This window comes from Streptomyces sp. NBC_00887 (genome assembly GCF_045207585.1).
In genome coordinates this window covers 5,112,942-5,126,849 of record NZ_CP108788.1, presented here as the reverse complement: position 1 = coordinate 5,126,849, position 13,908 = coordinate 5,112,942, and the positions used below count along the sequence as shown (strand labels likewise).

Annotated in this window: 14 protein-coding genes; 9 read left to right on the top strand and 5 right to left on the bottom strand. The window is 70.2% G+C overall.

The features are described from left to right. The first annotated feature begins 53 nt into the window (after positions 1-53). Positions 54-716, top strand: coding sequence for a hypothetical protein (locus OG844_RS23205; protein WP_406392798.1), 663 nt, complete (start codon positions 54-56; stop codon positions 714-716). Here OG844_RS23205 and OG844_RS23200 read toward each other — a convergent pair whose 3' ends face one another. Continuing rightward, positions 717-1,982, bottom strand: a complete 1,266-nt coding sequence (locus tag OG844_RS23200) for a THUMP-like domain-containing protein (protein WP_406392797.1) — start codon at positions 1,980-1,982, stop codon at positions 717-719. A 90-nt stretch (positions 1,983-2,072) separates the two neighbouring features. Here OG844_RS23200 and OG844_RS23195 point away from each other — a divergent pair, with 90 nt between their 5' ends. From OG844_RS23195 to groL, 3 genes are all read left to right on the top strand, one after another. Then, positions 2,073-3,011, top strand: coding sequence for a polysaccharide deacetylase family protein (locus OG844_RS23195; protein ID WP_406392795.1), 939 nt, complete (start codon positions 2,073-2,075; stop codon positions 3,009-3,011). A gap of 376 nt (positions 3,012-3,387) precedes the next feature. Beyond that, on the top strand, positions 3,388-3,696 hold the full coding sequence (groES, locus tag OG844_RS23190) for a co-chaperone GroES (protein WP_028439209.1): 309 nt from the start codon (positions 3,388-3,390) through the stop codon (positions 3,694-3,696). 98 nt (positions 3,697-3,794) lie between these two features. Next, on the top strand, positions 3,795-5,417 hold the full coding sequence (groL, locus tag OG844_RS23185; RefSeq protein WP_406392793.1) for a chaperonin GroEL: 1,623 nt from the start codon (positions 3,795-3,797) through the stop codon (positions 5,415-5,417). Positions 5,418-5,519: 102 nt separating this feature from the next. Here groL and OG844_RS23180 read toward each other — a convergent pair whose 3' ends face one another. Continuing rightward, entirely contained in the window at positions 5,520-6,305 is a 786-nt protein-coding gene (locus OG844_RS23180; protein WP_406392791.1) for an SDR family NAD(P)-dependent oxidoreductase, read from the bottom strand. Positions 6,306-6,359: 54 nt separating this feature from the next. Then, complete coding sequence (locus OG844_RS23175; protein ID WP_406392790.1) at positions 6,360-7,028, bottom strand: MOSC domain-containing protein; 669 nt, start codon at positions 7,026-7,028, stop codon at positions 6,360-6,362. An 80-nt stretch (positions 7,029-7,108) separates the two neighbouring features. Between OG844_RS23175 and OG844_RS23170 the strand changes: the two genes are divergently transcribed. Continuing rightward, entirely contained in the window at positions 7,109-7,999 is an 891-nt protein-coding gene (locus OG844_RS23170) for a LysR family transcriptional regulator (protein ID WP_406392789.1), read from the top strand. A gap of 97 nt (positions 8,000-8,096) precedes the next feature. Here OG844_RS23170 and OG844_RS23165 read toward each other — a convergent pair whose 3' ends face one another. Then, positions 8,097-8,426 carry a WhiB family transcriptional regulator gene (locus OG844_RS23165; RefSeq protein ID WP_383805134.1) on the bottom strand — a complete coding sequence of 110 codons (330 nt, stop codon included), beginning with the start codon at positions 8,424-8,426 and terminating at the stop codon, positions 8,097-8,099. Between the two features lie 423 nt (positions 8,427-8,849). On the opposite strand from OG844_RS23165, the gene OG844_RS23160 reads away from it, so the two are divergent. The 4 genes from OG844_RS23160 (at position 8,850) to OG844_RS23145 (ending at position 13,189) form a co-directional block, all read left to right on the top strand. After that, positions 8,850-9,461, top strand: coding sequence for a response regulator transcription factor (locus tag OG844_RS23160; protein WP_003948568.1), 612 nt, complete (start codon positions 8,850-8,852; stop codon positions 9,459-9,461). Positions 9,462-9,739: 278 nt separating this feature from the next. Beyond that, positions 9,740-10,315 carry a sigma-70 family RNA polymerase sigma factor gene (locus OG844_RS23155; protein WP_351170100.1) on the top strand — a complete coding sequence of 192 codons (576 nt, stop codon included), beginning with the start codon at positions 9,740-9,742 and terminating at the stop codon, positions 10,313-10,315. A gap of 139 nt (positions 10,316-10,454) precedes the next feature. Then, positions 10,455-11,960 carry an IMP dehydrogenase gene (gene guaB, locus OG844_RS23150; RefSeq protein WP_406392786.1) on the top strand — a complete coding sequence of 502 codons (1,506 nt, stop codon included), beginning with the start codon at positions 10,455-10,457 and terminating at the stop codon, positions 11,958-11,960. A gap of 104 nt (positions 11,961-12,064) precedes the next feature. Continuing rightward, positions 12,065-13,189 (top strand): GuaB3 family IMP dehydrogenase-related protein, encoded by a 1,125-nt coding sequence (locus OG844_RS23145; protein WP_329208224.1) that lies wholly within the window; start codon positions 12,065-12,067, stop codon positions 13,187-13,189. A 76-nt stretch (positions 13,190-13,265) separates the two neighbouring features. Here the strand turns inward: OG844_RS23145 and OG844_RS23140 are convergent, their stop codons facing one another. After that, on the bottom strand, positions 13,266-13,865 hold the full coding sequence (locus OG844_RS23140) for a hypothetical protein (protein WP_406392784.1): 600 nt from the start codon (positions 13,863-13,865) through the stop codon (positions 13,266-13,268). Positions 13,866-13,908: the final 43 nt, after the last annotated feature.

Sequence of the window (13,908 nt, the reverse complement as noted above, 5' to 3'; positions counted from 1 at the left end):
CGGGAGTCGGAGCGGGTCACGGGTCCGTTCACCCTCTGGGTAGTGTCTTGTCCATGCCACCCCGTTCCCCGCTGCCGCCTCCACCGCCGCCCGTGGAGATGCGTTCCTGGCCCGACCGGGACGCCCTGCTGCGGGACAGGGCGCTGGTCCTCGGCGAGCTCGTCAGGATGCACATCGGGCCGGGCCGGCTGGGAATGCTGTGGCTGTGGGCGGGACTTGCCGCGCTCGGCTGGTCGTTCGTCGGCACAGCGATGCTCACCTTCGAGGAGTCCTCCGACGTCATCAGCACGTTCATGGGCCTCGTCTGCGTCATCGTCGGTGGCGGCCTGCTGGTTCCCCCGGCCGTCTTCGTCGCTCTCGGTGTGCGCAGGGACCGTCGGGTGCGCCGGCTGCTGGCGCAATGGGGCGGGCTCGACCGGGACCCGGTGGGCGACGTACCGCTGCGCCGGCCCGTGGCCGGACTGCTCTGGATGCTGACGTCGTACCTGCTGTGTGCGGTGGGCCTGTACACCTGCGTGATCGTCCCGGCCACGGCCAGGGCCGGCCAGGAGACGTACGGCATGGTGGCGTTCCTGATGGGGCTCGGGCTCGTCGCCTGGCTGACCGGACTGATCGGCGTCGTCAAGGCGTTCGCCCACCGCCGTTGGGTGGTGGGGGTGCTGATGGGGGCGCCGGCCGAGCCGCCGGTCCGGGTGGACGGCGGCGCCCGCCACTGATCAGGGCTGCTTCACGGGGTGCCCGATCAGCATCGTCGGGGCGCCGGCCACCCGGGTGAGGAACACGGTGGCCGCATGCGGCCCCTGGAGCTTCATCTTCCGCCGCAGTTCCTCGGGTTCGACCGCCGATCCGCGCTTCTTGACGGTCAGGACGCCGACCTTCCGCTCCCGCAGCAGGGCTTTCAGCTTCTTCATGTTGAAGGGCAGCTCATCGGTGATCTCGTACGCGGCCGTGCAGTCGGAGTCGTACGGCTGATCGCTCGTGACGTACGCGATCGTCTCGTCGACCAGCCTGCCACCGCACCGTTCCACGATGTCGGCGACCAGATGGGCGCGGATGACGGCGCCGTCGGGCTCGTACAGAAAGCGTCCGACGGGGCCGACGGGCGGTGCGGGGAGCGGGGCTGCGGCCACCAGGGTGGCGCGGGAGGGCAGCAGGGTGGCCCGGAAGGCACCCGGGGTGAAGCCCTCGCCGAACCACAGCACGGCCTCCTTCACATCACCGCCGTCCGAGATCCACTCGGCTTCCGCCTGCGGTCCGATCGCCTCGTGCGGGACACCGGGGGCGATCTTCAGCGCCGCGCGGGGGGCCTTCAGCGCGGCCGCGGTCGCCCAGGAGAGCGGCGGCGAGTACGCCTCGGGGTCGAAGATCCTGCCGCGCCCGCCACGCCTGGCCGGGTCGACGAAGACCGCGTCGTACGGGGAGGTGTCGATCTCCGTGACGTCGGTGCACCGCACCTCGATGAGGCCGTCGAGGCCGAGCGCCTCGGCATTGGCGCGGGCGACCTCGGCGGTCAGCGGGTCGCGGTCCACGGCCAGGACCGAGATCCCCGCCCGTGCGAGGGCGATCGCGTCCCCGCCGATCCCGCAGCACAGGTCGGCCACGCTCCGCACGCCGCCGAGGCCGGCGAACCGTGCGGCGCGGTAGGTGGCGACCGAGGTCCGGGTCGCCTGTTCCACTCCGTTCGGGGTGAAGAACATCCGGTACGCGTCCTCGGCACCGAACTTCGCCGCAGCCCGCTGCCGCAGCCGCGCCTGGCCCAGCGCGGCCGACACCAGGCCGGCCGGGTGGGAGCGGCGCAGCCGGGTGGCCGTGGCCAGCTCCCGGGCGGGGTCGTAGTCGCGCAGTTCGTCCAGGAGCGCCGTGCCCTCGGGGCTGCGCAGAGCGGCGAAGGCCACGAGCGGATCTGCGGGACCGGCGGACTCTGCGGGACCGGCGGGGCCTGCGGGATCGGCGGGATCGTCGGGGGAGTGGGCGGCGTTCACGAGTCCATTGTGAGCCAGCCGGGGGACGCGGCGGTTCCGGTGGAGGTGTCGCGGGAGGAGGCCGGTGACCGGCTGGCAGGATGCGGCGCCATGCAGCTAGTACGACAAAACGAAAAGCAGACTACAAAGCACCATAGAACGGTCTGTGCCGTTCTGATCGCCCTGCTGGCCGCAGCCGTCGCCTCCGGGTGTGCGGCGGAGTCCGGCGGCGGGGGCGCGCGGGGGAAACCGGCCGCGGGGCAGCCGGGCGCGGGCGCCCAGGCGGGGCCGGCCCCCGCGGTCGACACCTATGCCGAGCGGCTGAAGCGGGAGCGGGCCGCCCGCGCGGCCGCCGCGAAGAAGTGGGGGCTGGCCAAGGTCCCCCTGGCCGCCCCGGCGCCGCCCGCCGTGAAGCCACGCATCACCACCCGAAAGGGTTTCGAGGTCGAGGGCGGGGAAGGACTGCCGCCGGTCTTCACCACCGTTCCGACCAAGGAGCGGATCGTCTTCCTGACGATGGACGACGGTGCGGAGAAGGACCCCGAACTGCTGCGCATGATGACGGAGCTGAAGATCCCGTACAGCGCCTTCCTCAGCGACTACCTGGCGAGCGACAACTACGGCTACTTCAAGGAGATGCAGGCCCGCGGCGTCACCCTCAGCAACCACACGCTGAACCACCGCTATCTGCCGGGGCTCTCGAAGGCCGATCAGCGGCGGGAGATCTGCGGCGAACAGGACAAGATCGAGAAGTACTTCGGGAAGCGGCCCACCCTCTTCCGGCCGCCGTACGGCAACTACAACCGCGACACCCTGCGCATCGCGAAGTCCTGCGGAGTCGAGGCCGTGCCCCTGTGGAACGCGGAGGCCTTCCCCGACCACATGGAATGGCGGGAGTGGGACCGGGACCTGCACCCCGGCGACATCATCCTCACCCACTTCCGCGGGCGCGCGGACTGGAAGGGATCCATGGCGGACATGGTCCGCCAGGTCATGAAGACGATCACTGACAAGGGGTACGCCGTGGCCAGGCTGGAGGACTACGTCTGAGAGGTTCCGGTCCCGCGCGTGCCCCTGGAGCGGTGCGTGGGCGTCGCCGCCGCTCTCCGCGTAAGCCGTCCTGGAGGTGCGGAACGCCGCGGCACGCCCCCGCGTTGTCCGTACGGCGACGGTGCGGAATCCCGTTCGGCACCGGGCCCCGTGCGGCCCGGAGGTCCGGTCACCCCGCCACGCGCGGGTGGTGAATTGGCACTCCGCTTGACCGAGTGCTAATCGCGGTCATAGTCTCAGGTCTGGCACTCCCCACTGGAGAGTGCCAGCACCACTGCGCGACAGGGCAGGTCCGGCACCCGCGACGACGGATCGACCTGGTCGCCACCCACAGACTGTTAAACCCCGTGAGATCTCCGAAGGGGGAGACCGGATCGTGTCGACCACCAGCTCCAAGGTTGCGATCAAGCCGCTCGAGGACCGCATTGTGGTCCAGCCGCTCGACGCCGAGCAGACCACGGCTTCTGGCCTGGTCATTCCGGACACCGCCAAGGAGAAGCCCCAGGAGGGCGTCGTCCTGGCCGTGGGCCCGGGCCGCTTCGAGAACGGCGAGCGCCTTCCGCTCGACGTCAAGACCGGCGATGTCGTTCTGTACAGCAAGTACGGCGGCACCGAGGTGAAGTACAACGGCGAGGAGTACCTCGTCCTCTCGGCTCGCGACGTGCTCGCGATCATCGAGAAGTAATTCACCCACGTTTGCTTGTGTTCTGCGCCCCTGGCCCCCTGCGAAATACCTAGCCGGGCGGCGAGGGGCGCAGTTCGTTCGAGAGGGAAGTACAGCCCATGGCGAAGATTCTGAAGTTCGACGAGGACGCCCGTCGCGCCCTTGAGCGCGGCGTCAACAAGCTTGCCGACACGGTCAAGGTGACGATCGGCCCCAAGGGCCGCAACGTCGTCATCGACAAGAAGTTCGGCGCTCCCACCATCACCAACGACGGTGTCACCATCGCACGCGAGGTCGAGCTCGACGACCCGTACGAGAACCTCGGTGCCCAGCTGGTGAAGGAGGTGGCGACCAAGACCAACGACGTGGCCGGTGACGGCACCACCACCGCCACCGTGCTGGCCCAGGCACTCGTCCGCGAGGGTCTGCGCAACGTCGCCGCGGGCGCGTCCCCGGCAGCCCTGAAGAAGGGCATCGACGCCGCGGTCAAGGCCGTGTCCGAGGAGCTCCTCGCGACCGCCCGTCCGATCGACGACAAGTCCGACATCGCCGCCGTCGCCGCGCTCTCCGCGCAGGACGCACAGGTCGGCGAGCTCATCGCGGACGCGATGGACAAGGTCGGCAAGGACGGTGTCATCACCGTCGAGGAGTCCAACACCTTCGGTCTGGACCTCGAGTTCACCGAGGGCATGGCCTTCGACAAGGGCTACCTGTCCCCGTACATGGTGACCGACCAGGAGCGTATGGAGGCCGTCCTCGACGACCCGTACATCCTGATCCACCAGGGCAAGATCGGCTCCATCCAGGACCTGCTCCCGCTGCTGGAGAAGGTCATCCAGTCGGGTGGTTCCAAGCCGCTGCTGATCATCGCCGAGGACGTCGAGGGCGAGGCGCTCTCCACCCTCGTCGTCAACAAGATCCGTGGCACCTTCAACGCCGTCGCGGTGAAGGCCCCGGGCTTCGGTGACCGCCGCAAGGCCATGCTCGGCGACATCGCCACCCTCACGGGTGCGACCGTCATCGCCGAGGAGGTCGGCCTCAAGCTCGACCAGGCCGGTCTGGACGTGCTGGGTACCGCCCGCCGCGTCACCGTCTCCAAGGACGACACGACCATCGTCGACGGCGGCGGCGAGTCCGCCGACGTCAAGGGCCGCGTCAACCAGATCAAGGCCGAGATCGAGTCCACGGACTCCGACTGGGACCGCGAGAAGCTCCAGGAGCGCCTCGCGAAGCTGGCCGGCGGCGTGTGCGTGATCCGTGTCGGTGCTGCCACCGAGGTGGAGCTCAAGGAGAAGAAGCACCGTCTGGAGGACGCCATCTCCGCGACCCGCGCCGCGGTCGAGGAGGGCATCGTCTCCGGTGGTGGCTCCGCTCTGGTCCACGCCGTCAAGGTCCTCGAGGGCAACCTCGGCAAGACCGGCGACGAGGCCACGGGTGTCGCGGTCGTGCGCCGCGCCGCCGTCGAGCCGCTGCGCTGGATCGCGGAGAACGCGGGCCTCGAGGGCTACGTCATCACCGCGAAGGTCGCCGAGCTCGACAAGGGCCAGGGCTTCAACGCCGCGACCGGCGAGTACGGCGACCTGGTGAAGGCCGGCGTCATCGACCCGGTCAAGGTCACCCGCTCCGCCCTGGAGAACGCCGCGTCCATCGCGTCGCTGCTGCTCACGACCGAGACCCTGGTCGTCGAGAAGCCGGCCGAGGACGAGTCCGACGCCGGTCACGGGCACGGACACTCCCACTAGTACGACCCGGTACACCACCGAGGCCCGGTACCCCCGTCGCGGGGGCACCGGGCCTCGGTCTTTTCGCGCTCGCCCGGCCGGGGGCACCGCCCGGCCCGCCCGCTACTCGGATCCGTACTTGGGGCCGTACGTGCGACCCGCGCGGGACGTCACCCCGCCCAGCAGACCCCGCGGTGCCACCTTCACCAGGCCCATCAGCGCCTTGTACCGTGGGTCGGGAATCGACACCGACTTGCCCCGGGCCAGATCGGCCAGGGCCGTCGAGACCAGCTTGTCCGCGTCGAGCCACATCCAGTCCGGGATGTTGCCCGTCCCCATGCCGGCCCGCTCGTGGAACTCCGTCCGTACGAAGCCGGGACACAGGGCCATCAGGCGTACCCCCGACCCCGCGAGGTCCTTGGCCGCGCCCTGGGTGAACTGCACGACCCATGCCTTCGACGCCCCGTACGTACCCCGGGGCAGGAAGGCGGCCACGGAGGCCACGTTGACCACCCCGCCGCGTCCGCGCTCCTGCATCCCGGCTGCCGCTGCCGAGGTCAGCCGCAGCACGGCCTCGCAGTGCACCTTCAGCATGGTCAGCTCGGCCGCCATGGGAACGTCCAGATAGCGGCCCTTGTTGCCGAACCCGGCGTTGTTGACCAGCAGGTCCACGGAGTTCTGGCGGTCCCCCAGGCGCGCCTCGACCGCCTCGATCCCCGAGTCGGTGGACAGGTCGGCCCTCAGGACCTCCGCCTCGATGCCGTGCCGGTCGTGCAGCTCCGTGGCCTGGACCCGCAGCCGTTCGGTGTCACGCGCCACCAGCACCAGATTGTGCCCGTCACCCGCGAGCCGCCGTGCGAAGGCGGCCCCGATCCCCGCCGTCGCGCCCGTAATCAGTGCAGTCGTCATACGCGGCACGTTAGTGCCCGGTGACCACGGGCCGTTCATCCGCCCGGGGGATGGTCACGACCCGTGCTTCGCCACGTACTCCCGCGCCTGGCGCAGCGCCTCCGGGTGCAGTGCGTCCCCGGCGGCCAACAGCTGCGGCAGCAGCCCCCGTTCGGTCGTGACCGCCCGGAACTCCAGTGCTGCGGTGACCTCGTGGTCCGGGCGGTGCACGATCGCGACGGGGTCCCCGGCACGTATCGTCCCCGGTTCGATCACGCGCAGATACGCGCCGGTGGCCGCCGCGCGCGTGAACCGGGCGATCCAGCCCTTCTCGCCCAAGTGACCCGCGAACGTACGGCACGGAATGCGGCCCGAGGTCACCTCCAGGAGGAGCTCGCCGCCGACCCGCCAGCGCTCCCCGATCCTGGCGGTGCTCACCGGCAGGCCGAGGGTCGTCAGGTTCTCGCCGAACGTGCCGTTGGGCAGGGTGCGGCCCAGCTCCTTCTCCCAGGTGTCCAGCTCCTCGCGGGCGAAGGCGTACACCGCCTGGTCGGAGCCGCCGTGGAACCGCAGGTCGCAGACACTGTCACCGGCCAGACCACTGCCGCCCGTGCCCCTGGGGCCCGGGTCGCAGACCCGTACGGGGCCGCCGGTCGGGCGCTTGTCGATTCCCGTGAGCCCGTCGGGGCCCTGGGTGTGCTCGGACGCCTCGGGGCGTCCCAGATTCACAGTCAGCAGCTTCATGCGAACACGCTAACCACTCGACCCTCAAAGATGTTCATGATAAATCGGCTGATCCCTCAAGACTCGCTTATGGTTGAGGGGTGATCGAAGCCCGTCATCTCCGTGTCCTGCGCGCCGTGGCCACCACCGGTTCGTTCTCCGCCGCCGCGCGCGACCTGGGCTGCACCCAGCCCGCCGTCAGCCAGCAGATGAAGGCCCTGGAGTCCTCGGCGGGTACCCCGCTGCTGATCCGCACCGGGCGCGAGATGAGGCTCACCCAGGCCGGTGAGGCCTTGGTGCGCCACGCGTCCGGCATCCTCGCGGGCCTGACCGCGGCGGAGGAGGAGGTGGCCGCGATCGCAGGCCTGCGGGCCGGCCGGGTACGGCTCGTCTCGTTCCCGAGCGGGAGCTCCACCCTCGTGCCGGGCGCCCTGGCGGCCCTGCGTGCCGCGCACCCCGGCACCCGCGTCTCGCTCGTCGAGGCCGAGCCGCCGAGGTCGGTGGAGATGCTCCGCGACGGGGACTGCGACATCGCTCTGGCGTTCCGCTACGGGGCGCCCGGCGGCGAGTGGGACGACCTGGTGGTGCGCCCGCTGCTCGCGGACCGGCTGATCGGCCTGGTGCCCGAGGGTCACCGGCTGGCGGGGGCGGACTCCGTGGGCATCGGCGAGCTGGCCGACGAGCCGTGGATCGCGGGCTGCCCGCGCTGCCGGCGTCAGCTGGTGGAGGTCTGCGAGGCGTCCGGATTCACCCCCCGGATCGATTTCGCGACGGACGACTACCCGGCGGTGATCGGCCTGGTCGGGGCGGGGCTCGGCGTTGCCGTCCTGCCGGAGCTGGCGATCGAGTCGGTACGCCCCAAGGGGGCCCGCACCGTCACGGTGGAGCCCGCCGTGGAGCGGGAGATCGTCGCGCTGACCCTGCCTGACCTGGCCCGGGTCCCGGCGGTGGCGGCCACCCTGGATCAGCTGTCCCTGGCGGCCGCGCGCTGAGCGGGCCGACGCCCGCCGCACCCGGTGCGCCGCGTCCGGGCGGAGGGTGCGCCAGAGGTGAAGAAACGTTTCTGCGTCGACCGGTACGTCGTGGGTGTCAGGTGTGTCCGGGGCCCTGGGTGGCGGCCGAGTGGGCCGAGATCAGACGGTTGCGGGCGCGGCCCATGAGCTCCTCGCGCTCGTCCTCGGTCAGGCCGCCCCATACGCCGTAGGGCTCCCGTACCGCCAGGGCGTGTGCCGCGCACTCGGCGCGTACCGGGCAGCGCATGCAGACCTCCTTCGCCGAGGTCTCGCGAGCGCTCCGTGCCGCCCCGCGTTCTCCTTCCGGGTGGAAGAACAGAGAGCTGTCGACCCCACGGCAGGCGGCCAGCAACTGCCAGTCCCACAGATCTGCGTTGGGTCCGGGAAGGCGGGAGAAATCTGCCATTGCGTGTCCCCTCGAAACCTTGCTGAGTCGGAAACGGCATCCTCGACCGTCATTGACCGTCGGTGACCGGAGTCCCGACCGTACATCTACGGTGTTAGTAGATGTAAATATGACTGATTGCGAATCTAGCCACAGACAGCAGCAAAAGGGAAGAAAACCCGCTAAATGGGGCATGCTCAAGGGTGAGGGGCCGGTTGACGGGTGAATGATCCCGCGCAGTTCTCCTCCGTGTGCGGCCCCTCACTTAGAGTGCCGATCCGGTTGCTTCGACCCGTAACTCTTTCGAGTGACCATCGTTGAGAAGGCGGAGGCGGTTGACGGACAACGAGCTCGGGCAGATGTCCGAGGGGGTCAACCGCACAGGTGACGACTTGTATCAGCCTGGAGGCTCAAGGTGACGCGCATCAGCTGCGGAGGACGGTCATGACATCCGTCCTCGTCTGCGACGACTCCCCGCTTGCCCGAGAAGCGCTCCGCCGCGCGGTTGCGACCGTGCCCGGCGTCGAGCGCGTGACGACGGCGGCCAACGGCGAGGAAGTCCTCCGCCGCTGGGGAGCCGACCGTTCGGATTTGATTCTGATGGACGTACGCATGCCCGGTCTGGGGGGTGTGGAGACGGTCCGGCGGCTGCTCTCGGCGGACCCCGGGGCCAGGATCATCATGCTGACCGTCGCCGAGGACCTGGACGGGGTGGCTCTCGCGGTCGCCGCCGGGGCCCGCGGCTATCTGCACAAGGACGCCTCGCGCGCCGAACTGCGGGCGACCGTGACCCAGGCACTCGCCGATCCGACGTGGCGGCTCGCCCCGCGCCGGCTGCGGTCCGCCGAGATGGGTGCGGCACCCACGCTCACCGCGCGCGAGATCCAGGTGCTCGAAGGCATGAGCCACGGCCGCTCCAACGCGGAGATCGGGCGTGAGCTGTTCCTCTCGGAGGACACCGTGAAGACCCACGCCAGGCGGCTGTTCAAGAAGCTCGGCGCCTCGGACCGTGCCCACGCCGTGGCGCTCGGCTTCCGCTGGGGTCTGGTCCGCTGATGCCGCGGTGCGGCCGGTAGCCGTGACGATCCCGTCCGCCCATCCGCGGACGGGACGACGGTGGCGGCGGACCTGCGGCCGGGCCCTCCCCACCAGCGGTGCGTGACGCTTCCCGGCCGATGACGCATCCTTGAGATGTGGAGTTCCTCGGGAACGATTCGGTCGAGCGGAAGGGGAGGGCGCAGGACATGACATCCGGCGCACCCGCTCATAACGCTTCGGTGCACAACTCAGGACGCGATGCCGCGGATCGGACGGCGTCAGGGCACCATGGTCCGATGCGTGACGACGAGACGACGGCGATCGGTGCTCTGGTGCACCGTGCCGTCGACGGCGACGCACAGGCCACTCACGATCTGCTGGCTCATGTCCACCCCCTTGCCCTGCGGTACTGCAGGTCCCGGCTGAACCGGCTTCCCGGTGATGCTCGCCACTTCGTGGAGGACCTGGCGCAGGAGGTGTGTGTCGCGGTGCTGATGGCGCTGCCGCGGTACAAGGACACCGGCAGACCCTTCGAGGCCTTCGTTTTCGCCATCGCGGGCCACAAGGTCGCCGACCTCCAGCGTGCCGCGATGCGGCACCCCGGATCGACGGCCGTGCCCTCCGACGAGATGCCGGAGCGGCCCGACGATTCGCTCGGCCCGGAGGAGCGTGCGCTGCTCAGCAGCGATGCCGCATGGGCCAAGAAGCTTCTCGCCAACCTCCCGGAGAACCAGCGCGAGCTGCTGGTTCTGCGGGTCGCGGTCGGACTGACCGCGGAGGAGACCGGACAGATGCTCGGGATGTCCCCGGGTGCGGTGCGGGTCGCCCAGCACCGCGCGCTGAGCAGGCTGAGGGCTCTCGCGGGGCAGTAGTCGGGGCGGGGCGGGGCGGCACGTGCCGTTCTGTACGAAGCCACGAAACCGCCAGGTGATCTTGATCGTGGAATGAGACACCCCGCGAGCCCGTTAGCATGGACATCCGCACCGATCAAGGCCATTTGGGGAAGGTGTCATGACTGCAAACGTCGACGGAGTGCCCGAGAAATTCGCGACGCTCGGGCTGACATACGACGACGTGCTGCTGCTGCCCGGCGCGTCCGACATGGCGCCCGATCAGATCGATACCTCCTCGCACATCTCGAAGAACGTGCGGGTGAACATCCCGCTGCTCTCCGCGGCGATGGACAAGGTCACCGAGGCGCGCATGGCGATCGCCATGGCCCGGCAGGGCGGCGCGGGTGTTCTGCACCGCAATCTCTCCATCGCCGACCAAGCCAACCAGGTCGACCTGGTCAAGCGCTCCGAGTCCGGCATGGTCACCGACCCGATCACGGTGCACCCTGACGCGACGCTGCGCGAAGCGGACCAGCTCTGCGCCAAGTTCCGCATCAGCGGTGTCCCGGTCACCGACGCGTCGGGCAAGCTGCTCGGCATCGTCACCAACCGCGACATGGCCTTCGAGTCCGACCGCGGGCGCCAGGTGCGCGAGGTCATGACGCCGATGCCGCTGGTCACGGGCAAGGTGGGCATCTCCGGCGTGGACGCCATGGAGCTGCTCCGCCGCCACAAGATCGAGAAGCTTCCGCTGGTCGACGACGCCGGGATCCTCAAGGGCCTCATCACCGTCAAGGACTTCGTCAAGGCCGAGAAGTACCCGAACGCCGCGAAGGACAAGGAGGGCCGGCTGCTCGTCGGCGCCGCCGTCGGTGTCGCGGGCGACGCCTTCGAGCGGGCGCAGGCGCTCGCCGAGGCCGGTGTCGACTTCATCGTCGTGGACACCGCGCACGGTCACTCCCGGCTCGTCGGCGACATGGTCGCCAAGATCAAGTCGAACGCGTCCGGGGTCGACGTCATCGGCGGCAACATCGCCACCCGCGACGGCGCCCAGGCGCTGATCGACGCGGGAGTCGACGGCATCAAGGTCGGCGTCGGACCCGGCTCCATCTGCACCACGCGTGTGGTCGCCGGCATCGGCGTCCCGCAGGTCACCGCGATCTACGAGGCCTCGCTCGCCGCCAAGGCGGCCGGCGTCCCGGTCATCGGCGACGGCGGCCTGCAGTACTCCGGCGACATCGCCAAGGCCCTGGTGGCCGGCGCGGACACCGTGATGCTCGGCTCGCTGCTCGCGGGCTGCGAGGAGTCCCCGGGCGAGCTGCTGTTCATCAACGGCAAGCAGTTCAAGTCGTACCGCGGCATGGGTTCGCTCGCCGCGATGCAGACCCGGGGCGACCAGCGCTCGTACTCCAAGGACCGCTACTTCCAGGAGGGCGTCGCCTCCGACGAGAAGCTGGTCCCCGAGGGCATCGAGGGCCAGGTCCCGTACCGCGGCCCGCTGTCCGCGGTCGTCCACCAGCTCACCGGCGGTCTGCGCCAGTCGATGTTCTACGTCGGCGGCCGGACGGTCCCGGAGCTCCAGGCGAACGGGCGCTTCGTACGGATCACCTCGGCGGGTCTCAAGGAGAGCCACCCGCACGACATCCAGATGACGGTCGAAGCACCGAACTACAGCAGGAAGTAACGCATCAGCGCAGGTGAGGGGCGGTCCGGGGTTCCCGGGACCGCCCCTCATGTGTGTGTCGGGGATACTGGTCAGCGCAGACGTAGAGGAAAGGCCACATCATCGTGACTGAGATCGAGATCGGGCGCGGCAAGCGCGGTCGGCGGGCTTACGCGTTCGACGACATCGCTGTCGTGCCGAGCCGTCGTACCCGTGACCCGAAGGAGGTCTCGATCGCCTGGCAGATCGACGCCTACCGTTTCGAGCTGCCCTTCCTGGCCGCTCCCATGGACTCGGTGGTCTCCCCGCAGACCGCCATCCGCATCGGTGAGCTGGGCGGCCTGGGCGTCCTCAACCTCGAGGGGCTGTGGACCCGGCACGCCGACCCGCAGCCGCTCCTCGACGAGATCGCCGAGATGCCCGTCGAGACCGCCACCCCGCGGCTCCAGGAGATCTACTCCGCCCCCATCCAGGAGGAGCTGATCGGGCAGCGCATCAAGGAGGTGCGCGACTCAGGTGTCGTCACCGCCGCGGCGCTCTCGCCGCAGCGCACCGCGCAGTTCTCCAAGGCCGTGGTCGACGCGGGCGTGGACATCTTCGTCATCCGCGGCACGACGGTCTCGGCCGAGCACGTCTCCGGCGCCGCCGAGCCGCTCAACCTGAAGCAGTTCATCTACGAGCTGGACGTCCCGGTGATCGTCGGCGGCTGCGCCACGTACACCGCGGCCCTGCACCTGATGCGCACCGGCGCGGCCGGTGTCCTCGTCGGCTTCGGCGGCGGCGCCGCGCACACCACGCGCAACGTCTTCGGTATCCAGGTCCCCATGGCGACCGCGGTCGCCGACGTGGCCGGGGCCCGCCGCGACTACATGGACGAGTCCGGCGGCCGGTACGTGCACGTGATCGCGGACGGCGGTGTCGGCTGGTCCGGCGACCTGCCCAAGGCGATCGCCTGCGGCGCGGACGCCGTGATGATGGGCTCCCCGCTGGCCCGTGCGACGGACGCGCCCGGCCGCGGCCGGCACTGGGGCATGGAAGCCGTCCACGAGGACGTGCCGCGCGGCAAGCTGGTCGACCTGGGCTCCGTCGGCACGACGGAGGAGGTCCTGACCGGCCCTTCGCACAACCCCGACGGCTCGATGAACATCTTCGGCGCGCTGCGCCGGGCGATGGCCACCACGGGCTACAGCGACCTCAAGGAGTTCCAGCGCGTCGAGGTGACGGTCGCGGACTCGCAGCACCGCCGCTGACGCCCCTTCGGGTACACATGCGGGAGGGCCCGGACCACCTCGGTGGTCCGGGCCCTCCCGCATGCCGTGCCGCTGGTCAGCCGGCCTTCCTGGCGCCACCGAAGGCGGCGACCGGACCCAGGGCGAGGAAGAGGTACGTCATGAAGTCGGCCTCCTCCTTCCAGATGTCCAGCACATCGCTGAAGTGCTCGAAGAAGACCTCGGAGAAGCCCACGCCGAGAGCGTCCGCCAGGACCACGGACATCCCGATGAGCTGGCCGAGGAAGACGCCGCCGAGGGAGAAGACGGCACTGGAGACGAGGACGCCGGGGTTGGACCCGCCGACCTTGCTCGCCGCGAAGCCGACGATGAATCCGACACCGACGGCCGCGTAACCGACCTCGCGCTCGATGGCACCGGCGATCACGCCGTACAGGATCGCCGCGACGATCGCGGTGCCGAGGGCGGCCAGCACGCCGAGGCCGACGTTGTTGCGGAGCGGCGCGACGGGAGCGAACGGGGCGCCGCCGCCGAACTGGCCGGGCTGCTGGCCCGCGTACGGGTTGCCGGTCGGGGTGCCGGGCTGCTGGCCCGCGTACGGGTTGCCGGTCGGGGTGCCGGGCTGCTGGCCCGCGTACGGGTTGCCGTCGGCAGGCTGGTGCTGCGGCGGGTTCGGCGGCTGCACGGGCTGGCTCATGATGGTTGTTCCCCCTGGGACGGATGCGCACGACTGTGCGAGA